This window comes from Niallia sp. FSL R7-0648, assembly GCF_038007005.1.
In the GTDB taxonomy this organism is placed as follows: Bacteria; Bacillota; Bacilli; order Bacillales; family Cytobacillaceae; genus Niallia; species Niallia circulans.
The window spans coordinates 106297-131213 of sequence record NZ_JBBOWE010000001.1 but is presented as its reverse complement, the minus strand read 5'-3'; the positions used below and the strand labels follow the sequence as shown (position 1 = coordinate 131213).

Here is a 24917-nt window from a genome sequence, read left to right as displayed (position 1 = left end):
GCTCACTAAAGATACTAATTTTTTTATAGAGCTTCATATATACTTATTAATAGTACCAAATTGCTCCCCAATCTACAAATCTAGCTTTTTCCAGCTCCTACTCCCCCCTTCTCCGAGACCTTTCACACACATCATATAGACTATCCGCTCTCCCATTACCCATATCCAAGGACCTAACTTGCGTCAATATAAATAAATATGAGATGATTAATAAGAAAGCTTGCTATATATTAAAATAAAGAAAGCTCCAATCTGTGCGGATTTTCTTCACCCTTGCTGATATAAGCACCTTACTCGGTCTTTTCGGATGCTTTTTTCCTTGTTGAGTTCACCGCCCGTTAAAAAGGAGATAAAAGATTTTTAAAATTAGGAGGGACGAAATGAAACAACTACATCTTATAATCAAAGGAAGGGTTCAGGGCGTAGGTTTTCGATACTTTGTCCAAATGATTGCTATGGAAAATCAGGTAACCGGCTGGGTTCGCAATAAAGCAGATGGAACAGTGGAATGTATGGCTGTAGCTTCTTCTGAAACGCTGCGAGCTTTTATGGAAAAAGTAAAAAAGGGAAATCGCTTTGCCAGAGTGGACCATATAGAAATAAAGGAAAGTGAGCCAGAAGAACTATTTTCGAGCTTTAAGGTGATTTATTAAATAATTCATAGGACATATTCGATTTCTGCCATGTCCTATTTTTACTAAATTGTGTTTTCATTAACTTGATAATAATAATTTTTCATGTCAGAATAATAATATTTTAAAAAACAAAATAAGATGTACATATATTAGGAGGATCGCATGTGGAAAGACTTTAAAGCATTCGCAATAAAAGGTAACGTAATAGATTTAGCAGTAGGGGTGATTATTGGTACGGCATTCAGCAAAATTGTCAGTTCACTAGTAGATGATTTGATCATGCCGCTGTTCGCCCACTTTGTTGTCGGCGTAGATTTCTCAACATGGTCTTATTCAAGTATAAATTATGGAAACTTTATACAAAGAATTGTTGACTTTTTCATTATTTCTTTCTCTATCTTTTTAGTAATCCGCTTCTTAAACCGCTTTAAGAAAAAGGAAGAGGTACAAGAAGAAGCAGTAACCGTTGATACTAAAGAAGAGCTATTAAAAGAAATCCGTGATTTACTGAAAGCAGATGTTGTTCGCGATAAAAATGGCTTAAATTGAAACTTTTTTGCGCGTTGTTCGTATTACTATATAAATTAAACACAATACAGGAGTGAAGAAAAATGTATGCATATAGCCCAAGTAACGAATATATGCCCTCTGTTTTAAGAACTTTTGCTCTTTCTCTAGGAATAGCATTCATTGGAACAATGATTGGTAATTTTGTTCCATCCTATTTATTTTTACCGTTGTCAATTTTAGAAGTTGTTCTTTTATTAATCGCCATCTTCGCAAGAAGAGGAAAATCATTATCTTATGGTTTCTTATTTACCTTTACGTTTATTTCGGGGATTACCACCTTTCCAATCGTCTCTTATTATGTATCCACAGTTGGCGGAAATGTTGTCATTAATGCATTGGGTACTACGACAATTGTGTTTGCTGGGGTTGCTATATATGCAACAAAAACGAAGCGCGACTTCTCTTTCTTAAGAGGAATGTTACTCGCTTCCCTAATCGCTTTAATTGCTATCGGTATTTTCAATATCTTTTGGCCATTAGCAACAGGTGGCATGCTCGCATATTCCTTCATTGGTGTCCTAATATTTAGCGGCTATGTGTTGTATGATTTTAATCGAATGAAACATTATGGTATAACAGCAGATCAAGTTCCTTTAATGGCTTTAAATTTATATCTCGATTTCCTAAATTTATTTATAAGTATCTTACGTATTTTCGGAATTCTGTCCGAAAGAGATTAAAAAGGTTTGAGTAAAGAGGTCAAAAACCTCCTTGCTCAAACCTTTTTTAGATGTATGCCTATAAATAATCCGCTATTTGTCTTCTAATTAATCGAATCATTTCTTCTGGATTATCTTTTATTACAAAAGAGTACACTCCACGATTTGTATGTAAATATAGCATTTTATATTGATTACTCGAGGGCTTAAAGGAAATGTCATGGATGGTGTGTAAATGAAATGTCTGCTCGTCGCTAGTAACTCTATCACTCCATAAAACTAGACTTTTTTCTTCTTCGATTATTTCCATATTCAAGTCAATCTTTCTTGTAACAACAAAATAGGAAAGAGAAAATATTTTCACTTTTACCTCCTAGCACCTGTCCCATAGTATAGAATAATTATGGATAACGAAATTAAACACTATCCCCCCTGCAAAATCAGACAGTGTTATTAGACAATATTTTGGAGAATGTCATCATTTCCTGGAAAATAATTTGGTATTTCGACAGCATGTAAAATCGATTTTTATCAATAATGAAAATATTCTCTTTTTCCCAGACTTTCTTTCGACAAACTTATTAGCTTTAGTATGATTTTATGCATTACTAGGATAAGCAAGAGAATGACATGGCATTCCCTTGCCCATCATCAAAAACTTCTATATTTCTTTGCAAGTTCTTCTGTTTCTTTCTTCCGTTTTTTTCGTGCTTCCGCTCGTTCCTTCGCTGATTCGTAAAGGCTCTTTTCCTCTTCTGTTTCTGGGATAACTTTGGGAACTTTTGTCGGCTTTCCATTTTCATCGATGGCAACCATCGTTAGAAAGCTAAGTGCGCATAAATGGCGCTCTCCAGAAATTAGATCCTCTGCCGTTACTTTTACAAATACCTCCATGGAGGAAGTTCCAGTATAGGTAACAAAAGCTTCTAGACACACAGCATTTCCCTCATGAATAGGATACAAAAAATCAACTGAATCAGTCGAAGCAGTAACAATCCCTCGTCTTGCATGACGCATCGCTGAGATAGCAGCTGTATCATCAATATAGGCCATTAATTTGCCACCAAATAAAGTTCCATAAGTATTGGTATCTGTTGGAAAAACAATACTTGTTTTCACTACTAGTGACTCACTACAAAATTTTGACTCTTCCATAGCTCCTCCTTGCATATTCATGGGAGTTTTCTTCCTTTTTATCATATCTACCATCTTATTATATGCTAATTTAGGAGGAAGAGTCTAATATTGCTTGGATTAGGGTTATCGAAAAAAAGAATTTTTCTTCCGGGCTTTTAACAGATCCCCCATCCACCCTCGTGATTTAAGATAGAAATATACAACAACCGTTGAGCCAATAATCACTGCTAAAGAAAAAACGTAGCCGAATTTCCATTTTAGTTCTGGCATAATCTCAAAGTTCATTCCCCATAATGCTCCCCAAGCCATAATTGGTGTACATATTGTAGTGAATACCGTCAGGGTTTTCATAATTTCGTTTCCTCTATGCTGGGATACTACCTCTTCAAAATTAACGAGATTATTTAATTCTTTTTGGTATTCTTCCACCAAAATTAATCCTCTTTCGATTCTCTTAGTAACACGAGCATATACTTTTCCTTTGGTAATTTCCTCGCCAAAAGCTTCCTCTAATGAGTATCTGATTTCAAGAAAAGGGATCATAACATTCTTCCAAACAAGAAGTTCATGTCTAGACTGATACACTTTATCTAATGTTTTTATACTATTTCTTTGTTTAACATCCCAAATCAATTGTTCTAACTGTTGTTCATAAGCATCTATATGATACAAAATATCTGTCATTACTTTTCCTAGAATAACCATAAATCCTTCAATCGGTGTTTGTGCATGCTTTATCTCTTTTATTAGATTGTTTCTATCAATATGTAAACTATTATCCTTATAATCATAAGTAATTAATGTATCCCTTGATAAGAAAAAATGGAAAATTTCATAGTCTTCTTTTTTATCTATTTCTCTATGGTATATAAGCGAACCACTTAATATTTCTTGGTCTTCTTCTGACGTATCAATATGAAGATAGTTACTTCGATTTCCTTTTATATCGCGAAACCATGAATTTATTAATGGACCCTTTTCTAAGGACACTTCCTGTATATCCGCTTCTTCCAATAGCTGAAACCACTCCCAGTTCTCTAAACGATATCTTTTCACTTGAATCCCCCCTTAATCGCTTTTCAATTATTATTCCCTGAATGACGTTTGTAAAACTTATAATAGGGTAAATAAAAAATAGAATGGAACGAGAAGGAATAAATTAGGAGGGATTCTCTCATGTTTGGAAAAAATTCAATGCGTACTTTTGCAATTGTCGGGGCTGGATTAGGAAGCTTTTTCCTGTTCACATCAAAAGGGAAAGACATGTTTCATCGCTTTAAAAGCAAATTCAATTCTACGCAACAAGAGGACTTACTTTCTAAAGCAGGAAATCCCGCTCCAGATGATATTGGTGACAACAATATGGTAAATGAAGGCGCGATGTATTCCGTAAATTACTATAATAAACAAAGAAATAGTAATTAGTTTCGTAGTTTCGATGTAATTTTGCGAATGAATAAGGAATTTCCATTACTTGGACTGTTCCTATCATTTAGTGATAATTAGTTAAAAGCAATCAGACATTTATGTACAGAATAGGAAAACTTGAATCAGTAGGAAGAAGCAACTGATTCAAGTTTTCTCTCATAAATAAACAATCTTTTTATTCATAACTTTTGGCTTCAATTGATCCTTCGCACGTTTCATTCTTGTTTTGACCGTTGATAATGGCGTTTTTGTATGGTTGCTTATCTCTACCAATGTTTGATTATGGTAATAAAAAAGCAGTAAAGGTTCTTTATACATATTTGGTAATTCTTCCAATGTATCAATCATCTCTTCTTTTTCACATTTGCTCATTAATGTTTCCTCAGGTTCCAATGCCACAGAAGTATCTCTTGCATATGTATAAACAGACTCTTCCCAAAACTTCTTTGATGTTTTCTCTTTTCTCCAGTAGTCTCTACACTTATTTAGAGCAATTTTATAGAGCCAGCTTTTCACTTTATGGTGATCTTCAAAGCTGCCAAATGAGGTATAAGCGGAAATTAATACTTCTTGATACAAATCTTCCGCTAGTTCTTTATGCTTAACAAGCGATAATATATAGATATAAATTGATTTTCCGTATTCCTTCACGACATGTTCAAATAATTCTTCTTGATTTCCCACAGTATATGTTTTATTTATTAGGGATTCCATGTTCTTTCTTTTCCCCTTCCCAGTTTTACGATTCTACTTAATATACGCTAGCTCCTCTGCGAATCCCTACACTTTTTTTAAAATTTTTTATTGGAATTTATTCACTGGTGTCAGCCACATTGAAACTCCTATTTTTTTGCATATTGTTAAATAATGCATGGAAGCTAATATAACAGCTCCTAAATTCATTCCAATTGCAATTCCGCTCATTTGAAGCTGGCTTAAAGATCCTAAATAATAAATCGCTGCATAAGAGAATGATGTTGCCCACACACTATGAAAAACCGCATCTTTCAACAAGCCCAAACCAATTAAATATGCTTGCATGGGAATGGTGAAGTAATGAAGTAAAAAATAGGGCCATAAAAGCTGCACAATTATAGCTGCCTGAGTAGAGTGAAAAAAGGTCATCGTAAGTGTTTCCGCGTAAAAATAAAAAATCCCAACAGATATGGTTCCATAAATTGCTGTTATGATCATCACTTGCTGCAATAATCTTTGTAGTTTTGGATAGTCTTTTTGTACATACGCTTTCGAAACAGTTGGTATCAGCATTGTCATAAAGCTATGGGATATAAAAGCTGGAAAAAAACCTATCGTCATTGCTATCCCTGCAAGCATTCCATACTGTTCTGTCGCATTTGCTGCTGTTATTCCTGATGCAACAAGTGCCCCTTTGATGAGAAAAGGCTGAATGGCATGTGTTAGAGCATGAAATATTCGAAGACCTGTTGTCGGAATAGACACAGATAATAAATCCTTCCAAATGACTTTCCCATTCATGCTTTCATTTTTCCCCTTTTTAATCCGCTGATATTGCACGAAAAACATATGCAATAAGTACAATAATACAACTGTATCACTCCCTACAATGGTAAAAAAGGCAATCAATACAGAAGTATTTAAATCAAAGGAAAACCATTGAAACAAAAAGACTAATAAACCTAATTGAATAATTTTTTTCAAAAAATTAGAAGCCGCAATTTTCCCCATTTGCTGTTTTCCCATAAAATAACCTCTCGCAATAGAAGTAAAGGAAATAATCGGCAATAGAAGAATAACTAGCCACTTCAAGAGTGGATGATAGGAATAAAAAATAGGGATAAAAGGTATGATGATAGATGCGATGATGGTTAGAAAAATAGTAAAAATAATGGTCCACTTTAATACTTGCTGCAGCATCGATAAATGATATTTGGAATCTTTTTCAGCAATAAATTTCGAAATGGATGTTGGCAATTCAAAGGTAGCAAGCAGTACAATAAGAAAGATAGTAGGTAATATGGTCATAAATAAACCTAGTCCATGCTCTCCAAGTTCCCTTGCCATTACCATATTAATAATGAATTCGATACATTCGCCAAAAAACGCGGTAACAATTAATAAAAAGGTCCCTTTATAAAATGAACTCATGAATCTCTCCCTCAATCTATCTTCCACAAGCATGTAAGTAAAAGATGTGTGTTTATTTTCTCTTCTTTATCATCATATGAGACAAGTTCAAAAAATATTTTCCTAGATTGTCTTTTTCTTAATTGAAGAGAGAGAAATGTCTTAATTAAACGTTTGATTAAGGGACCTATTCACTTGCATATAAGGTTTTTTATTTTTTGTTTATTCTACAAGTGAGTGCTTAAAAGCGTAAATGACAGCCTGAGTGCGATCCTGTACTTGCAGTTTACTTAATATATTACTTACATGTGTTTTCACTGTTTTTAATGCAATAAATAATTCGTCTGCAATTTCCTGATTACTTTTCCCCTCCGCCATCAACAAGAGAATCTCCATTTCTCGGGTAGTTAGCTCTTCGTGCAGAGGCGTAGTTTTCTTTTCTCGCATTTTTGTCATCATTTTATCAGTAACTTCAGGCTCTAGGACAATTTGGCCTTGATATGTTTCGCGCACAGCTCTTGCAATTTCACTCGCCTTGGATGTTTTGAGCATATAGCTTGTTGCACCCGCCTGCAAAGCAGGATATACCTTCTCATCATCAAGAAAACTGGTGACAATAATTATCTTTGCCTCCTGCCATGCTTCTATTATTTGCCTCGTTGCCTCAATTCCATCCATTTCATCCATTACTAAATCCATCAAAATCACATCTGGCTTTAATTGAAGAGCAAGCTCAACAGCTTTACTGCCATTTTCCGCCTCTGCAACAACTTCAATATCTGTCTGTGCAGATAAATAAGAAGAGACTCCAATCCGCACCATTTCATGATCATCCACTAGCAATACTCTAATCATTTAAATCCTCCTTTCTTCCCAAAATTGGCACTTTCACTTCTAATCTTGTTCCTTTATTTTCCAAACTTATTAATTTTAATACTCCGCCAATTTCAGCTGCTCTTTCGTGCATATTTTGAAGTCCATAAGATCCTGCTTTCCTCTTATCCACATTAAAGCCGACACCATCATCGATTATTCGCAATATAACAAATGCCTCCCTCTGAATAAGCTGTACTTCTAAGGAACTTGCCTTTGCATGTCTTAATGTATTGGATACCGATTCTTGAAGAATTCGAAAAAGATGATCTTCAATTCCTTTATCCAAATCGATATCTTCTAGTTTCATTTCCATTTCCAAAGATACCTTTTGCTGTAGTTCATGTAATAATTCTATAATTCCCGCTTTTAACGTTTTTCCTTTTAAAGCGATTGGTCGTAAATGAAGCAATAAAGCTCTCATCTCTAATTGAGACTGCTGAATCGTTTCCTCTACTAGCTGTAATTGCCGTGATTCATGATCATTCGTTTTCGGTCTTGTTTCATTAATTGCTGATAACAGCATCGATGCTGCAAATAATTGTTGGCTCACAGAATCGTGCAATTCTCTGGCCAAACGATTTCGCTCTGCAATAATGACAGTTTGAACCTTCACCTCTTGATCTTCCGCTTTCTCATTTACGAGTTTTTGAGATAGCTTCATTTGTTCCACTAATTGATTCTGCAGCTGAATGATTCTATAGCTTAAAGATTGGAGCTCCTCTGTGGAACCAATTGGCTGAACTGGATAATACTCCATTTTATCCATTGTATGTAAGGTTTCTTCTATGGAACGGATTTGTTTTTTCCAGGAAAATCCTGATAAATAACCAATTAAAACACCTAATGTAATATCTACACTGATTAAAAATAAAATAAATGGAACATCCATTACCTCTTTTTCCCACAAAGCACTCCAGGTTGCCGGCGGAAAGACGATTAGATAGCTTATGGAAAAGAATACAAGTAAAAGAAGGGATGCACATACTCCCCACAAAATTTGTCTCGTTATAATACTCATATTCTTTTCACCTCTAAGCTACCAGTAATTAATGAGGTGAAAATTTTCACTCTAGTCTCAGCCTGATCATATCCAGCTGTCCGAATGCTTATATTTTGATTCCATATATTTTCTTCAGCTTCACCAAATATTTGATAGGAACCAAATAAACTGGAATGGTGAATACTAACATCCATATCATAAGGGATATATACCTTCACATCTCCTACAATATTTCGAATCATAATAACTGTTTCTCCTTCTGGTAACACCGTGTAACTAAGATCCACAGTAGTATTCGTTATGCCACCCTGAATATTGATATCATCCCATTCATATACGTGATCTGGTGTGGTATTACGGCTAAAGAGAGAATTCGTAAATAAGGGCTTTTTCTTTATTTTTATTTCGTCTGTCTGTATGGCCGTTTCCTTATCCTTTATGATTGGTTTTATAATATCCTCATTATTCTTTTTTTGAAATAATTGAAAAAGGTAATAGGCAAGGAGTGTAAACAAGATAATTTTCACTGTAACCATATTTAGTATGCTAATGATTAAAAGCAGGCTCCCTATCCAAAAAAGAATCTTTCCAGCTCCGCCTTGCCGTGATTTCTTTGATATATAAATCATGCCAATTGAAACAAGAAGGGAAAAGATTAGTCCGGGATTAAAGACGAAGATTTCTAATAACAAAAAACCTCCAACTACATAAAACCAATTTGCATAGTTATCTTTTAATTGTTTAAACATTGGCTATTCTCTCCCTTCTTTATTTTATTTGGATGAAGATCTTAAATAATTGAAGGCTGGCTTTACCACACCAGCCTCTTTTAGAATACCATTTTTTTATAAGGAAATGGAGTCATCTTCTTTTTTTAGCATATCTTTCTCTAATGCTGCTAACTTTTCGTCCATTGTTTGTTTATAATATTCTGTATTTATTTTTTCTTCTAACGTTTCTATATATTGTTCCATTTCGCTAAAGCGTGTTGGATTTGTTGGACTCGCCTGTTTTTCTTCTAATACTTTATTCATTGTATGGTGTGCTTTTGTTATATTTTCTTTTGCCATCAGTTCCATCTGGCGTATTTTCATATCCTTCAATTTATGTTTCATATCCATATATTTCGTTTCTATTTCATGCAATTGCTGCTCTGTATTTTTTAACGATTCGGTTAAGCGTAATACTCTTTCTTCATAATGAGTCTGCTCCTGCTTAGCATAAGCAAAAAGCTCTTCTTCTCCTGCTTTGCCAGCCACCTCAGCCTGTCTTTGTCTTTTCTCCGCCATTTGTTCAGCCTGTTGTAATTCCTTCATGAACTCTTCTTTTAATTTATATTGTCTTTCGACCATTTTTTTTACTTTATCTGTCTCTTTCTCACATTCTCTTACATATTGATTTAAAAGCGCGATTGGATTTTTTTCTTCCTTCTTATCTAATAAATGATTAATGTCTGCCATTACCGTATTTTTTATTCTTTCTAATAGATTTGTCATATTAACCTCTCCTTATTTATTTAATTCTGACCACTGTTTTTCAAAATTTGCAAAAGGGTCATCCGCTGTTTTATTTGTAATAATGGTCTGCTTGTTGTTCCACTTTTTGTAAACAAGATACAATACATACGCGGCTGCTAATCCGATGATCGCTGGCAGGTTACTTGCTGTTATAATAAGCATAATCACTCCTGCTATCCCCCACCCCAGCTTACCTGATGTGCTTGTTGCTTTCGTGTATTGCTTAAAGGCAAAATAAAGAATTACTGCACTAATAACTAAACCGAGTATTGGACCTATCTGTGATAAAAGGATGATAGAGGCAGCTGCCCCAATAAGAAATAAACCAAATTTTTTCATTTTGCGTTTCGCTCCTTTCTTATCTACTATGTTACCTTCTTCCTGTTTTTTTCATAACATGCCTTAGCTTGATTTTGCTCTACAACTTTAGTCTTAGAAAATACTAATACTAATAAGCAAAGAAAAAACTGTTCATAATGGAACAGTTTTTCTCCTTTAGTAATTATTTTTCTGTACCTGTCAAAAAGCTCTTGGAGCGAATTCCTGATCTTCTCAGAACAAAATCTACATCTACTTTAATATCTGCTTTTGAAAATTCTTGATCCCACTTGTCTTTTATTTTCATAAATGAATCATAGTCTTGTCGTCTCATTGCTTCTCCAAATCCGTAAATATCTGATTCATATTGGCTTTGAACATGTGAAATGCTATTGGATATTTCTTGGGATAAAACTTTATTCACTAGTTTTTCATATTTTTCAATGGTACCTAGCTTATCTACACTTTTATAGCATTGTGTTCCCTCCAGATATCCTTCTGCTTTTATCCCAACATGAATAGCAGGCTTATTATTCTTCCATTTAGAAGTTATTTCTGTTTGTGATTCTGTTACACGCACAGAACTATAGTCTCCCTGTTTGCATTTAATGGACAAAGAAGTAGTTTTTAATTTATTTCTAATCCACAAATAATTTCTCGAATCTTCCATGCTCAGAAAACCGACCAATTTGCCCTTTTTAAATATCGCCAGAGAATCAACGACTACTATTGCATCAGGAGTCACCTTCATGATATTTTCCATACTCTTTCCTTTTTCTACATCTCCTTTTACGCGGACAGTAGCTAACACTGGTTCTTTCCCTTCTAGGTTCAATTCGGAGATAAACTCAATAATACTCATTCCTGGGTCTCCTCCCCAATCCTCTAATAAATGATCCAATTGCGGGGATAACTTTAAAGAGGAAGCCTTTCTATAATGGGCAACTATTTTTAAAATATCTTCTGCCTTTCCATCTTTTGCAATAATAATATTAAAGTCATCCCGTATTTCCCTATTCCTTTCCAAGAAGTCAATAAAATCAAGCATTCCCGACCTAGCTATTTCCTCGCTGATTACCAGTATCTTCATATGAGAGAAAACCAGGAACTGTGCATAGTACTCATTTAAGAGATGCGTAATTTCAGAAATAGTGTTTCCCTCAATGCCTTCTACTATTGTCGGAGCATTTCCAGAAGCAGTTTGGGTATTTAATTCTACTGCATTCAAGGCCTCTACTGTCAATTTATATTTTGCATTTTCGCCTTTATCAATGGCCATTCCTGCCACTAATTTAATTTCTGATAATTCTTTTCGATCCCAACAACCAGTTAATAGAAACAAACAGTTTAATATACATAGAAAGACACAAATTTTCTTCACTTTTTCTTCCCACTTTCCGGTTTAGGCGGAGACGGGGACCCTTGTGGCTTTTGCTTATTCTTTACATTTGGACTTAAATAGGAAGAACGCTTATTAATGGACCATAGTGGAAAACGAACAAATACATCTTTTTGATCTTCGACAATAAATGGAGCAACAGGTGCTAAATATGGAACTCCAAAGGAACGAAGAGAACTTAAGTGTGCAACCATAAATACAAGTATTAAAAGAACCCCATATAACCCTAAAATAGAGGCAACAATGATAAGAACGAATCGAATAAGTCTAGATGCGTTCGCGAAGCTATAATTGGGAAAAACGAAATTAGCAATCGCAGTAATCGCGACAATAATAACCATAATATTAGAAATGATTCCCGCTTCAGCGGCTGCCTGTCCAATAACTAATGCTCCTACAATCGAAACCGTCTGACCAACGGCCCGCGGCATTCTTACCCCTGCTTCTCTTAAAATTTCAAAAGTAATTTCCATGATAAACACTTCCACTACAGCTGGAAAAGGTACATCCTCCCGCTGTGCAATAACACTCAGTAATAAAGTAGTTGGCAGCAGTTCTGGGTGAAAGGTCAAAACTCCTACATAAGCGGAAGGCATAATTAAACCAATCATAAAAGATAGGTAGCGAATTAAACGAACAAAACTACTCATAAAATAGTTTTGATAGTTATCTTCCGGAGAAGTAAAAAAATCAGTCAGTACAGCCGGAACGATTAATACAAATGGTGATCCATCAATGATGATGACAATTTTTGCAACCATTAAATAGGTAGCTACTGCATCTGGACGCTCTGTATTCATCGCTAACGGAAAAACAGTCAAACTTTTATCTACAATTAATTCTTCAACATTCGCTGACTCAAATACAGCAGAAATATTAATTTTATTTAATCGAGACCTTACTTCTGCTACTATTTTTTCATTTGCAATGGAATACATATACCCCATGTATACATTTGTACGTGTTTCATTTCCTATCATAAATTTTTCAAAACGCAATTGATGGTTTCTTATTCTTTTTCTTATTAAATTGATATTTGTAGAGGCATCTTCTACAAAAGAGTCCTTTGGTCCCCGTACGACTGTCTGTGTAGTAGGCTCGGCTACTGATCTGCCTTCACTATTTAAATAATTTAAGCTAAGCGCCTGCCCAACGCCTCTAAAAACAATAACAATACGTCCTTCCAGGAGAGAAGAAACAATTTCATTAACCTTTTTTAATAATTTATATCCTGAAACACCAAAGCTTTTTTTACTTAAGCTCTGTAGGTCTTCAATTGTATCAACAACAATATCTTTATCGGCTGAATTCTCTAACGTATTCCCTAACATCTCTTTTAACATTTCTGTATTTACTACAGTTTCTAAATAATAAATACATCCCTCACTTTTTCCTACTCGAATCACATCTGACTGCAAATCAGCTGTATTTCCAAAGGTTAAACCTATCACTTCTCTCAATGCTTCAAAGGTAAGTTCTTCTATCCCTATTTCTTTCGCTTCGGTCGGAACGACTTTAGAGGGTATTTCTTTTTTGCTATTTAAAGCCATCATTTTTTTAAAATAATTCATATTTTCAACCCCCTTTTTTCATCCCTTTGTTCTTTCCATTTTTTTATTAACAACACAAACACAATCAAAATAGGTGCCATAAATTCCAGTGGAATATGAAGAAGAAATAAATCTACATTTAATCCTTCCACAATATGGTCCGAAAAATCCGAAGAAATGAAGATGCTAAATATCGTTGTGATACAGGCAACAGGCATAGCAAAATATCGGTAAGGTATCCGAAAAATATACTCCATTCCTTTTAAGCCGCCATATAGAAACACAGAACTTTTGATTAATATTCCCAGCATCATAATAAACACAACGAGCACATCAATCCTTTCCAAAAACTCCCCTATACTAACAAGTCTTGCCGCTATTAATAGTGGGAAATTTGCTCGCATTGCTGTATTTTCCCCTAAGGTGGCTATAATGATAAAAACGGAAGATAGTAAGATGATACTTGCAACAATAACACTAATTAAGGCAACCTTCTTCGTTGCCTTAAACTCTCCAATATGAGCGAAAATAACCGTAAATGCTATTAACTCTCCAAAGGGGAAGGCAATGATAGATGGAATAGCCGCTTTCATTATTGGCTTTATCCCATTACTTAAAACTGGCTGTACATTGGTGAGGTTTATTTTGTCTCCAGCGTATAAAAAAATAAACAGCAGGATGATAAATAAAAACATATAGGGACTAAATATTTCAGCTGTTCTTCCTAATACTTCAATCCCTAAATATAAGATATAGCCAATTACTAACATAAGCGCTAATATCGTAAATTCTATAGGTGTCACAGGCAGAATGGCAGAAGTGATCAATTCCCCAAAGTCTCTAATTACTCTTGCAGAAACATAGATAAAATAACTTAAGTACACGAGAGCTAAAGTGATAGCAACTTTTCTAGAAAAACAATATTCCATCATCTCATATAAGTTTTTCCCTGGGAGTAATGACATTAAATAAAGATAAAAACTTATTATAATTACGCCGACAATCATTCCAATTAAAACAACTATCCATGCATCTCTTTTGGCTTCCATTCCTATGCCAATTACGATAGAACTTCCAAGAAGGAAATTGATAATCATCGTAAATATTTGGGTTAAAGATAGTTTTTCTGTCAACATAATCACTCAGCACCTTATCGGTTTTAATTTAATGTAATCAAAATTTCGTTCATCGCTATTTCCTAAAACACATTCTGTCCTCCACTTTTTGCTTTTTTCTTGGAGTTAGATTTATTCCAATGTTTTATTAACATGATAAATACCATTAATGCTGGCAGGCCAAATTGTAATGGAAGATGTAACAGAAAAGGATTAGACTGCAATCCCTCCTCCATATGATCGGTATAATTTCGTGCAATTAATGTTGTGAATACTCCTACAATACAAATCATCGGAATCGAAAAATACCGAAATGATTGACCAAAAATGTACTCGATTGCCTTTAATCCTCCATATATATAAATACAGCTTTTTACAAGTGTTCCGAGCATCATACAGAAAACTACAATAGCATCGATCCGTTGTAGAAAATTCCCAATAGAAACAAGTCGAGCTGCACTTAATAAGGGGAAATTGGAACGTAATCCGAGCTCGTATCCTAAAGACAAAATAATCATCAATGATGTAACTAGCAATAATAAACTTGAAATCAGAACACTATAAATAATAATCTTTTTGCTATATTTAGCATTTGAAACATTGCTCAATATGAAGGTTAAAACGAGTAATTGTCCATACGGCCGTACAATTTCATAGGGAAACACAGCAGTCCATAAGGGCTTAAATCCGTCAGCTAATACTGGTTTTATATTAGAGAAATCAAGGTTTTTACCAGCATATAAGAAAATAAATAAAAGCATGAAGAAGATAAATGCATAAGGAGTGAATATCTCTGCGGTTCTCGCAAGAACCTCCACACCCATATACAATATATATCCCATTACGAACACTAGCATAATGGTGGAAATCTCAATCGGTGTTAAGGGAAGCACTGTACTTGCAATCAACTCTCCAAAATCACGTATTATTCGACAGCTATAATAAAAAAAATAGGCTGCATAAACGAGACTGAGCCCCTTTGCAATTGGCCGATTAAAGCAATATTCAAACATCTCAAATAAGTTTTTCTCTGGGGCTAAAGAAATCATATAGATAAAAAATAAGGTGATGACAATTCCTATTCCTAAAGCAATCAGAAGTACAATCCATGCATCCTCTTTTGCTTTTAATCCAAGACCTATTACAATCGTACTTCCGATTTGGAGATTAAAAACAACTGCCGCCAATTGAGTTAACGAAATGCTTTCTTTTAACATGGCTGTAACACACTTCCTTTTAGAAAAGCGCAAGCGCCTCATCTTTTGCTTTATTAGTATTCCGCCAGCTCTGGCAGAAACTTCTATACTCTGTTGTGCAACTGGTATCTAAATGGAGTAATTATCCTTGAGTTTTCTGCCTGCTTTGTTTTTTATTTTTCCATAGTCGAATATCCACTACGACCGACCAGACAAAGCCTAATATTGCAGTAAAAACAATGGTAATAGCTCCTGCACCAACTTCGGCGTCGTATATTCTTTTTATACATTTCATAAATCCATCATGAAATACAAAAATATCCAGAACAATTGTTAAAACACTCATAGATGTAAATATTAGTAGATAAGCAAAAGTTACCATTTAACCCTTCCTTTTAGTGCTTTGTTTATTTATGGTATTATCTTGTGAAATTTCTCCATTTTTATGCTTATATTTTCATTTATGAATGTTAATTCAAATAAAAAAGCCGGCATCAACCTGCTATTACGGTTGATGCCAGCTTTTAAAAAGATTATTTATTGTTTTTTTGTCTCACTTTGTAATCCACCATTTCTCCATGGTAAAAGGTTTTTCTCGATAACTGAAGATTTAGCCTCTTAGCTGTTTGCTTCAGTTCTCTTTCTTCTCTTTCTGTCACTAAACTAATAACTACTCCCGCTGCACCAAATCTGCCCGTCCTTCCAGACCGATGGATATACTGAGTCTGATCTGTAGCTAAGTCATAATGAACAACATGTGTAATATTTTGAATATCAAGCCCTCTTGCGGCTACATCTGTTGCTAGAAGCATGTTTCTCTTGCCATCTCGAAAATCAGTTAATGACTTTTGACGCTCCATTTTATTTAGATCAGAATGCAAAATACTTGTTTGAATTTTTTTAAATGCTAACTTCTCATGGATAACACTTAAATTTCCAATATCCTTTACAAACACAAGAATCTTCGCATTCTTTAAACGAGAGATCGGTTCTAATAGCTTTACTTTATCTCGATATTCCGCTTGAAAATAAATATGCTCTACTTCAGCTGCTTCAATCACCTTATCTTTTTTGATGCGAATAATTTCTACATCTTGAACAAGTTCAGCTGCAATATTTTCTGTTTGCTTTGGTAATGTTGCAGAAAATAAAACGACTTGTCTTTCTTTTAAAGTGGCTTTGATAATTTGACGAACAGATTCTAGATGCTCTGGTACTAACAATTGATCTGCTTCATCTAAAATTACTGTTTTTACTGCATGCATTTTTAATTTTTTTTGTTTAATCAATTCTAATGCTCTTCCAGGTGTACAAATGACAAGATGAGGATGCTTTTTCAGTTTTTCTAATTGTCTTTTAACATTTGCTCCTCCAATAAAAGAGGCCGCCCGAACACCGCTGCCCTCTCCCCATTTTTGTACTTCTCCTAAAATTTGCATAACAAGTTCTTGAGAGGAAGCAAGACAGATTGCCTGAATATTCTTCGATTCTGTATCCAAGTTATTTAAGACTGGTAGTAGATATGCCAATGTTTTTCCTGTTCCTGTTGGGGATTCAGCAATTACATCTTTTCCCTCTAATATTAGCGGGATAGATTGTGCTTGAATAGAAGTTGCTTGTTTAAACTGTGCCTTTTCCCAATTTTCCTGTATAAACGGTTTAAATGTACTCCAAAATAGCTGTTCTTTCATTTCGTTCTCCTTTTTCATCAAAATCAGACAAATAGCATCTAACCTTAAAATATATCTTCTTATTATAAATTATTTACGAAAAAATAGATATGAAACCTTATTCAATAGGGGGGAGATTATATTTTTCGCTGAATATAAATTATAAATGCTGGATTTCGAGGATTTCTTTGTTTCTACAAAGAAAGGAGCTTCGTTTCTTGCGAAGCTCCTTTTCAAACTATATGAATAGCTGATTCTTCCCTACTGTATGAACGATATCGACACCATCTTTGATTCGCTTCATTTTTACATCTAGTTCATGGGCTGCATCTGCTGCTTCCTTTAATTCATTAAGTAAATGTGCAGGAACATCTTTGTCGAATTTATAATAGATTTTATGTTCTAAGCTTGCCCAAAAGTCCATCGCAATCGTTCTTATTTGAATTTCAACAAATACTTCTTGCATTCCTGTACTTAAGAAAACAGGAATACTGATAATTAAATGTAAGCTTTTATAGCCATTTGGTTTTGGATTTTTAATATAATCTTTTACCTGCAGTACTTTAATATCAGCTTGTTTTTCAATAATATTATAAATTTCGTAAATATCCGAAATAAAGGAACAAGTAATTCGAACTCCTGCAATATCATGTATATATTTTTTGGCATTTTCCATTGTTATAGCATGCCCTTTTCGATGCAGCTTTTGCATAATACCCTTTGGATCTTTAATTCGTGATTTAATGTGCTCGATTGGATTATGATTATGGATAAATTGAAATTCCTCATTTAATATTTTTAGTTTCGTATTTATTTCATCTAAAGCAAAGTTATAAATAATTAAGCTATTTTTCCATTCATTAAGCTCATTTGATAATTCATGTAAATTGAAGTTATTATCTTCCATGTATGTCTTGAGTTGTTTTACGCTTTCCATAAACTAGTATGTCTCCTTTGGATTCCTATAAACCTTTTCTGCGTCTACTCCGATACTCTTCAAAAATTCAATAATTTGGTCAATTGTTTTCACTTTCAACATCCACCTTTGTATATAACGAGCTATTTTCGGATGGTTGACATGCACCGAATCTATCTTTATTGTAAACAATAATGACCGGTCAGTCAAATATCATTTCAAACAAATATTTTTTATTTATAAAATAAGAAACAGCACTTCCCTTATTCCTTCAATATCAGCTCTAAGGAGAGAAGTGCTGTTCTTTATATATCTACTATCTACACTGACCAACCGGTGCAGCCCCATTTTATTTTTATAATCTAATCAACTGTCTCTGAGAATTGGTTTTGATGTAGTTCATAATAAAAGCCTTTTTTCTCCAATAATTCTTCGTGAGACCCCTTTTCGGCTATCATCCCTTTATCCAATACTAGAATCAGATCCGCATGTTTAATGGTGTTTAATCGGTGAGCAACAACAAAGCTCGTTTTCCCTTTCATCAACCGTTTTAAAGCATCTTGAATTTTCACCTCTGTGATTGTATCAATGCTACTTGTTGCTTCATCCAGAATAAGAATAGATGGATCTGCTAAAATTGCTCGAGAAATGGATAATAGCTGCTTTTGTCCTTGACTAATTCCGTTTCCATTAGCAGAAAGAATCGTATCATATCCTTCCGGAAGATGTTCAATAAAGCCATGAGCATTGGCCTGCTTTGCTGCATACTCCACTTCCTCATCCGTAGCATTTAACCTGCCATACCGAATGTTTTCCCGGATGGTCCCTTCGAATAGATAGCTATCCTGAAGAACAAATCCCATATGCGAACGAAGACTCTCTCTTTTTATTTTTGTAATCTCCTGTCCATCCACTAATATATTTCCTGCGGTTGCATCATAAAATCTCGTGATAAGCTGGATAATAGTCGTTTTTCCAGCTCCAGTGGGTCCAACCAAAGCAATTGTTTCACCTGGGTTTGCCTTAAAATCAATATCTTTTAAAATTTCTTTATTTACCTCATAAGAAAAAGAAACATGCTTAAACTGAACTTCTCCTTTCATTTCTTCCATCACGGCTGCTTTCTTCTCATCTACTTCTTCTCTTTCTTCATCTAATACGTCAAATACTCTCTCTGCACCCGCAATGGCAGATAACAGTGTATTAAATTGATTCGATAAATCATTTAAGGGTCTAGTGAACTGTCGGGAATATTCAACAAAGATTACAATAACCCCAATAGATACAGTACCTGATTTGAGGGCTAATAGCCCGCCAACCCCTACAATTACTGCATAGCTAGCATTGTTTAACATATTCATCAACTTTGGAATAAAGCCTGAATAGACTTGTGCCCAATACGCAGAATTCTTAAGCTTATCACTTTTTTCTTTCATATCATGAATCACTTTTTCTTCTAAAGAAAAAGTTTTTACAATTTTTTGTCCTGAAATAGATTCCTCAATAAATCCATTTAACTCCCCTAAATTCTTTTGCTGTTCCTTAAACAATATACTTGTTCTACTCGTAATCCACTTCATTCCGATAAACATAACTGGCACAATAGTTAAAGTCAGGACGGTTAATAACGGGCTGAGCAATAACATAACGACTACTGTCCCAACTAATGTGATAATACTAGAGAAGATTTGGATAACAGAGCTATTTAAAGTAGAACTGACATTTTCAATATCATTTGTAACACGACTCATCAATTCTCCATGCTGCTTTTTGTCAAAATAACTTATCGGCAGCTCATGAAATTGGTGGAATAAATCCGCTCTTAAGCGAAAAACAGTTGTTTGTGAAATTCCAACCATCCAATAACTTTGCAAAAATAATGCAACAGAATGAAAAAAGTAAATACCACCAAGGGCTATTAGCATTCCTGTAAAACCATCTAAATTTCTATTGACAATAAAACGATCAATAGAAATTCCTAAAACATATGGTCCCAATAATCCTAATGCACAGCTCATTGCCACCATCACTAAAACAAGGAATAATAATCCCTTTTTTTGTGCAAGATAGCTCCATAATCGGTATAAGGTCTTCCCCATATTTTTTGGTTTTTTCCCTTTTTTAACAACTGTGGGATCTGGCTTTAATTTAGGTTTAGGATAGCGAAATGGATCGGTTAGTTCCCTTTGCATTCTCCCACTCTCCTTCCCCTAGTTGTGATTCTACTATTTTTTGATAAAGGTTGTTTGTCTTCCATAACTCATCATGGGAAGCAAAACTTACAATCTTTCCATCTTCAATCAGCATTATTCTATCTGCCTTCATCGCAGTAGATACTTTCTGCGTAATGAGCAGAAGGGTACATTGATAATCTGCAACTGCATCCAGCAGCTTTTTTTCTGTTTTTAAATCTAATGCACTTGTACTATCATCTAGCAGGAGAATACTTGGCTTTCTGACGAGTGCTCTTGCAATGGAAAGGCGTTGCTTTTGTCCTCCGGATAAATTAACTCCCTTTTGTCCAATTCTCGTATCATATGTATGAGGCATTAACATAATGGTATCGTGAATTTGGGCATCTTTTGCAGCTTGCACTACTTCATCAAAGGTCGCATCAGGATTTCCCCATCTAATATTTTCTTGAATGGTACCCGTAAAGAGCATCGATTCCTGTGGTACATATCCAATTTGCTTTCTTAGCGTATTTAATGAATATGAATCCACTCGTTTATCGTCGATCAAAACGCTTCCTTCTGTTGGTTCATAAAGACGTGGAATTAATTGGAAGAGTGTTGTTTTTCCTGAACCTGTTGCTCCTAATATAGCAATTGTTTCTTTAGGGTGGATGGTAAAGTGCAGATTCTCTATCGTATTCCTTCTATTAGATGGATAACGAAAGGATACATGCTGGAACTTAATTTTCCCTTTCAGTTTTGAGTCCATACTTTCATCTGGATTATCCTTATCCTGTTCTTTCTTATCAATAATCTCTTGGATTCGATCAGCTGAAGCTTTTGAACGAGAAATAACCATTACTAACATACTTACTACAGAAATCGATGTAGTGATTCTTAATGTATAATTGATAACGGCAACTACTTCACCAATCTGTGCCTCACCTGTGTTTATTTGTCCGGATCCAATCCAAAGTATGGCAATAATACATAGATTCATAGCGAATAATAAGAGTGGCACAGTAGTTTCCATAATTCGGAGCGCCTTTTGGGTAAGATTTTTTAAATCCTCGCTTGTATGCATAAAACGATTTCTTTCAAACTGCTTACGGATATATGCTCGGATAAGCCTCACTGCTGTTAAATTCTCCAGCATCACACTGTTTACCTGATCGAGTTTTTTTTGAACAGATTGAAACAGACTTCTTCCTATTTTAATAACCCAAATAAACATAACCACAATAAGCGGAATCGTAATCGCCAATATAAACGCTAGTTTCACATTAACTAAGAAGGACATAATGATTCCACCAACGATTAAAAGCGGTGCCCTTAATAGAAATCGCAATCCCATAAATATCGTGTTTTGTAATTGTGTAATATCATTCGTTAATCTAGTGATCAAAGACGAACTTGCAAAAACATTACTGCTTGAAAACGTAAAATACTGAATGATTTGATATAACTCATTCCGAAGACTATAGCCAAAATTCTGACAAACATGGGAAGAATAAAATGTATTAATAATTCCAGCAGCAAAGGCTACAAGCGAAAATAATATCAACAACCCTCCCCAAATTAACACAACTTTTGTATCTTGATGAGCCAAGCCATCATCAATTATCTTTGCCATAATCAATGGTTGAACCAGTTCTACCGCAAGTTCGGTTAACATTAGTATAAGTGCTATTGTAATACTTAGTTTATATACTCGAAGTCGACCAAATATTTTTGACATTATTCCCTCCAGCCTTTACTCTAATTGAATTTACTACTTAATATCCAATCATCGATGAAATTTATTTAGATTTGCTAAACATTATTTTTATCATACCTCTTTTTAGTAAGTTAGAAAACATCATTCAGAATAAAATTAATTCAGTATTATTTTATTGCATGTACACATGCCCTTTCCTTATCACAAACCTTCTTTCTTAAAATCAAAAAAAACCGAACAATTATACAAAAATTCCAGATTAGAATCTCTGTATAATTGTTCAGGTTTAAATTTGTTGGAAATACTTATGCTCGAGCCGCTTATATCGCTTTTAGTTTACACCAGCTAACGACCATTTATATAATTCATTATGGAAACCAAATACCTTTGGTGATCCCACAGCTACATCTTTAGAAACTGCTCCAAAGTCATAGTCAGAATACAATGTAAAGATCGGAAGTTCATCACTCCAAATTGCTTGAAGCTCATTATAAATCTCTTTACGCTTTTCTGTATCTGGTTCTTGTTTCCCCTTTGCTAATAGTTCATCTACCTTTGGATTGTTATAATTTGTATAGTTACTTGATCCCGCAGAACCATAGATTGTTGTTAAATCTGGATCAATAGTATTAGTGAAGCCAATTAGCATTAAATCGTAGTCGCCTGCTCTCGCTTTTGACATAATCGTTGGGAAATCATACGTAGTTGTATTTAGTTTTAATCCAACCGCTTTTAAATTTTCGGCAATAATATTGGCTGATTGTTCCCGCACTTTGTTTCCAATCGGAACAACAAATTCTATTGTCTTATTGAAATCCCAGCCTGCTTCTTCTAATAACTGCTTCGATTTCTCTGGATCATACGTGTATGTTTCTAATTCTTTATCAAGATAAGGGCTGATGGATGTATACGGACCGTCTACAATTTCTCCTTCTCCCTTTAGTAATTGATCGACAATTTTTTGACGATCAATAGCATAAGCGATTGCTTGTCTTACTTTCTTATCTGTGATGGTTTCCATATTAAAACTCATATTCTGATATCCATATGTTTTATCTGTTGTGGTTGTTACATTGTCAAATCCTTTTACTGTCTCAAAGTCTTGCACTGCAATTTTTCCAATCCCTCCTGCAGCATTCATTTGAATTTCGCCTGTCTGCAATTGAGCTACAAGGTTTGCTGCTGGCATGATTTTCACAAATAGTTTATCCAGTTCTACATCCCCTAAATAATAGTCATCATTCCTAGCATATTCTACATATTGATCTTTTGCATATTTAACAAACTTAAAAGGACCATTCGTTACGGTCGGCTTCATCATAAAAGGATCCTTTTGGAGATTTTCCGGAGCAATATTCTTTAACTTATGTTCTGGAAGAATCATAAATTTAGAACCTAATTGTTCTTTCACCATATTTGGATCAACTGGGGCCTTTGTCTTAAATTGAATTGTTTTCTCATCAACAATGGTTATAGATGGTATTTCTGTTTCTCCTTCTGGAAGCTTGCCATCGTCTGTTAATCCATCTAATACAGTTAAATAGGCTCCAACAGCTGTTTCCGTCTTTGGATTAGCAACTAAATTTAACGTAAAAGCAACATCCGCAGACGTAACAGGTGTTCCATCTGTCCAATTTGCATCCTTATTAATTTTGATTGTAAATGTCTGATTATCCTCTGTTTCAAAGGACTCAGCTAGCTTTGGTGTAAACTCCAAAGGACCAGTCATCTCTAAAAAAGTATCAAACATAAATTTTTCTAACCATGATGCTGCAATATCAGAAGAATTAATGGGATTAAAACTAACTGGAGCATTTACAAGCCCCAAATACATCGTATTTTCTTTTGCACCACCACCAGTTGAAGCTGGATTATTTACACCCGAGCACGCTGAAAGTAATACTAAAATGACAATGGAAAATAGACTAAATATCGTTTTAAATTTCTTCATTGAATGTTCCCCCATCTATTGTTCTAGAATAGTAATAAATGCATCTCCTCATCATTTATGGCTCTTGGGATCCATTGCATCTCGCAAACCGTCCCCCATAAAATTTATGGATAATACAGCAAGTAATATCATGACTCCAGGCGGAATCCATAACCAAGGCTGTGTTGCCAATACAGTAATGGATTGAGCTTCATTAAGCATATTCCCCCAGCTTGCTGTAGGAGGCTGAACACCCATCCCTAAAAAGCTCAAGGATGCTTCCATAATAATGGCAGACGCAATGCCAAATGTAGCATTAACAAGAATCGGCGCAATGCAATTCGGAAGAATATGTTGAAAAACAATTTTTGGCGTGGAATACCCTAAAGCGACACCTGCTTTAACATAATCCATTTCTTTAATTGTTAATACACACCCTCTTACTAATCTTGCAATCGATGGCCATCCGAGCAAACCTAATACTAAAATAACGTTAAATAGACTTGGCCCCATTATACTTACTAGAACCAAAATTACCATTAAATACGGAAATGACATGAACACATCTGTAATACGCATGATAACCATGTCCACCCATTTTCCAAAATACCCCGCAATCGCTCCTAGTATAGTACCAATAGCAACATAAATCGCCACTGCTCCGACTCCTACTGATAAAGAGACTCTAGCAGCATATAATAGTCGGCTAAACAAGTCCCTTCCCACTTCATCTGTACCAAGAATATTATTAGCAGAAGGAGCAGACGCAAATTCGCCATCAACAGAATATGGATTATGCGGTGCAATTACTGGAGCAAAGATTGCAATCAGAACCATTAATGAAAAAATAATGAGACCAACAACGGCCAACTTATGTTTAAAAAAACGTTTTGTTATTAGTTTTAGATAGCTTTCTTCATTCCCCAATTGATTTTGAACAGGAATCACCACATTAACTTGTAATTCCGTATCCACTTTCACATTAGGAATACTCATATGCACTC

25 protein-coding genes are annotated in these 24917 nt (G+C 34.7%); 4 read left to right on the top strand and 21 right to left on the bottom strand.

Annotated elements, in window-relative coordinates; all coding sequences use genetic code 11:
- Positions 1 to 380 precede the first annotated feature (380 nt).
- The 3 genes from NSQ89_RS00655 to NSQ89_RS00645 all read left to right on the top strand — a co-directional run bounded on the left by NSQ89_RS00655 (position 381) and on the right by NSQ89_RS00645 (position 1885).
- Positions 381 to 653 carry an acylphosphatase gene (locus NSQ89_RS00655; RefSeq protein WP_061799910.1) on the top strand — a complete coding sequence of 91 codons (273 nt, stop codon included), beginning with the start codon at positions 381 to 383 and terminating at the stop codon, positions 651 to 653.
- Between the two features lie 144 nt (positions 654 to 797).
- Positions 798 to 1184, top strand: a complete 387-nt coding sequence (gene mscL, locus NSQ89_RS00650; RefSeq protein ID WP_047941739.1) for a large conductance mechanosensitive channel protein MscL — start codon at positions 798 to 800, stop codon at positions 1182 to 1184.
- Between the two features lie 62 nt (positions 1185 to 1246).
- Positions 1247 to 1885 (top strand): Bax inhibitor-1/YccA family protein, encoded by a 639-nt coding sequence (locus NSQ89_RS00645; RefSeq protein WP_047941740.1) that lies wholly within the window; start codon positions 1247 to 1249, stop codon positions 1883 to 1885.
- Between the two features lie 58 nt (positions 1886 to 1943).
- Here NSQ89_RS00645 and NSQ89_RS00640 read toward each other — a convergent pair whose 3' ends face one another.
- From NSQ89_RS00640 to NSQ89_RS00630, 3 genes are all read right to left on the bottom strand, one after another.
- The gene (locus tag NSQ89_RS00640; RefSeq protein WP_047941741.1) at positions 1944 to 2228 is read right to left on the bottom strand and encodes a hypothetical protein; all 285 of its coding nucleotides are present in this window, start codon (positions 2226 to 2228) and stop codon (positions 1944 to 1946) included.
- 287 nt (positions 2229 to 2515) lie between these two features.
- A complete protein-coding gene (locus tag NSQ89_RS00635; protein WP_144545828.1) occupies positions 2516 to 3019 on the bottom strand; it encodes an acyl-CoA thioesterase in 504 nt (167 codons plus the stop codon).
- A gap of 105 nt (positions 3020 to 3124) precedes the next feature.
- Positions 3125 to 4057 (bottom strand): magnesium transporter CorA family protein, encoded by a 933-nt coding sequence (locus tag NSQ89_RS00630; protein ID WP_053215646.1) that lies wholly within the window; start codon positions 4055 to 4057, stop codon positions 3125 to 3127.
- Between the two features lie 120 nt (positions 4058 to 4177).
- On the opposite strand from NSQ89_RS00630, the gene NSQ89_RS00625 reads away from it, so the two are divergent.
- Entirely contained in the window at positions 4178 to 4426 is a 249-nt protein-coding gene (locus NSQ89_RS00625; protein WP_047941743.1) for a hypothetical protein, read from the top strand.
- Between the two features lie 159 nt (positions 4427 to 4585).
- On the opposite strand, the gene NSQ89_RS00620 is transcribed toward NSQ89_RS00625, so the two are convergent.
- The 18 genes from NSQ89_RS00620 to opp4C form a co-directional block, all read right to left on the bottom strand.
- The gene (locus NSQ89_RS00620; protein WP_047941744.1) at positions 4586 to 5143 is read right to left on the bottom strand and encodes an RNA polymerase sigma factor; all 558 of its coding nucleotides are present in this window, start codon (positions 5141 to 5143) and stop codon (positions 4586 to 4588) included.
- Between the two features lie 87 nt (positions 5144 to 5230).
- Positions 5231 to 6556: an oligosaccharide flippase family protein gene (locus NSQ89_RS00615; protein WP_047941745.1), complete on the bottom strand. Its 1326-nt coding sequence runs from the start codon at positions 6554 to 6556 to the stop codon at positions 5231 to 5233.
- Between the two features lie 201 nt (positions 6557 to 6757).
- On the bottom strand, positions 6758 to 7390 hold the full coding sequence (locus tag NSQ89_RS00610) for a response regulator (protein WP_047941746.1): 633 nt from the start codon (positions 7388 to 7390) through the stop codon (positions 6758 to 6760).
- On the bottom strand, positions 7383 to 8429 hold the full coding sequence (locus NSQ89_RS00605) for a sensor histidine kinase (protein WP_047941747.1): 1047 nt from the start codon (positions 8427 to 8429) through the stop codon (positions 7383 to 7385). Before NSQ89_RS00605 ends, NSQ89_RS00610 begins: the two co-directional genes overlap by 8 nt.
- On the bottom strand, positions 8426 to 9160 hold the full coding sequence (gene liaF / locus NSQ89_RS00600; RefSeq protein ID WP_047941748.1) for a cell wall-active antibiotics response protein LiaF: 735 nt from the start codon (positions 9158 to 9160) through the stop codon (positions 8426 to 8428). Before liaF ends, NSQ89_RS00605 begins: the two co-directional genes overlap by 4 nt.
- Before the next feature lie 96 nt (positions 9161 to 9256).
- Entirely contained in the window at positions 9257 to 9907 is a 651-nt protein-coding gene (locus tag NSQ89_RS00595; RefSeq protein ID WP_047941749.1) for a PspA/IM30 family protein, read from the bottom strand.
- Between the two features lie 12 nt (positions 9908 to 9919).
- On the bottom strand, positions 9920 to 10267 hold the full coding sequence (locus NSQ89_RS00590) for a lmo0954 family membrane protein (protein WP_095259147.1): 348 nt from the start codon (positions 10265 to 10267) through the stop codon (positions 9920 to 9922).
- A gap of 163 nt (positions 10268 to 10430) precedes the next feature.
- Entirely contained in the window at positions 10431 to 11627 is a 1197-nt protein-coding gene (locus NSQ89_RS00585) for a Ger(x)C family spore germination protein (RefSeq protein ID WP_047941751.1), read from the bottom strand.
- The gene (locus NSQ89_RS00580) at positions 11624 to 13216 is read right to left on the bottom strand and encodes a spore germination protein (RefSeq protein WP_341132074.1); all 1593 of its coding nucleotides are present in this window, start codon (positions 13214 to 13216) and stop codon (positions 11624 to 11626) included. Before NSQ89_RS00580 ends, NSQ89_RS00585 begins: the two co-directional genes overlap by 4 nt.
- The gene (locus NSQ89_RS00575) at positions 13213 to 14331 is read right to left on the bottom strand and encodes a GerAB/ArcD/ProY family transporter (RefSeq protein WP_095322578.1); all 1119 of its coding nucleotides are present in this window, start codon (positions 14329 to 14331) and stop codon (positions 13213 to 13215) included. Before NSQ89_RS00575 ends, NSQ89_RS00580 begins: the two co-directional genes overlap by 4 nt.
- Before the next feature lie 62 nt (positions 14332 to 14393).
- Positions 14394 to 15527 carry a GerAB/ArcD/ProY family transporter gene (locus NSQ89_RS00570; RefSeq protein WP_341132073.1) on the bottom strand — a complete coding sequence of 378 codons (1134 nt, stop codon included), beginning with the start codon at positions 15525 to 15527 and terminating at the stop codon, positions 14394 to 14396.
- Positions 15528 to 15648: 121 nt separating this feature from the next.
- Positions 15649 to 15888, bottom strand: coding sequence for a hypothetical protein (locus NSQ89_RS00565; RefSeq protein ID WP_095259143.1), 240 nt, complete (start codon positions 15886 to 15888; stop codon positions 15649 to 15651).
- A gap of 151 nt (positions 15889 to 16039) precedes the next feature.
- Positions 16040 to 17197: a DEAD/DEAH box helicase gene (locus NSQ89_RS00560; RefSeq protein ID WP_341132072.1), complete on the bottom strand. Its 1158-nt coding sequence runs from the start codon at positions 17195 to 17197 to the stop codon at positions 16040 to 16042.
- Positions 17198 to 17414: 217 nt separating this feature from the next.
- Complete coding sequence (locus NSQ89_RS00555; RefSeq protein WP_047941826.1) at positions 17415 to 18083, bottom strand: GTP pyrophosphokinase; 669 nt, start codon at positions 18081 to 18083, stop codon at positions 17415 to 17417.
- A 371-nt stretch (positions 18084 to 18454) separates the two neighbouring features.
- Positions 18455 to 20284, bottom strand: a complete 1830-nt coding sequence (locus NSQ89_RS00550; protein ID WP_095259140.1) for an ABC transporter ATP-binding protein — start codon at positions 20282 to 20284, stop codon at positions 18455 to 18457.
- Positions 20247 to 22004: an ABC transporter ATP-binding protein gene (locus NSQ89_RS00545; RefSeq protein ID WP_047941758.1), complete on the bottom strand. Its 1758-nt coding sequence runs from the start codon at positions 22002 to 22004 to the stop codon at positions 20247 to 20249. Before NSQ89_RS00545 ends, NSQ89_RS00550 begins: the two co-directional genes overlap by 38 nt.
- Positions 22005 to 22314: 310 nt before the next feature.
- Positions 22315 to 23934, bottom strand: coding sequence for an ABC transporter substrate-binding protein (locus NSQ89_RS00540; RefSeq protein ID WP_053215647.1), 1620 nt, complete (start codon positions 23932 to 23934; stop codon positions 22315 to 22317).
- 51 nt (positions 23935 to 23985) lie between these two features.
- Positions 23986 to 24909, bottom strand: coding sequence for an oligopeptide ABC transporter permease (gene opp4C / locus NSQ89_RS00535; RefSeq protein WP_047941760.1), 924 nt, complete (start codon positions 24907 to 24909; stop codon positions 23986 to 23988).
- Positions 24910 to 24917 lie beyond the last annotated feature (8 nt).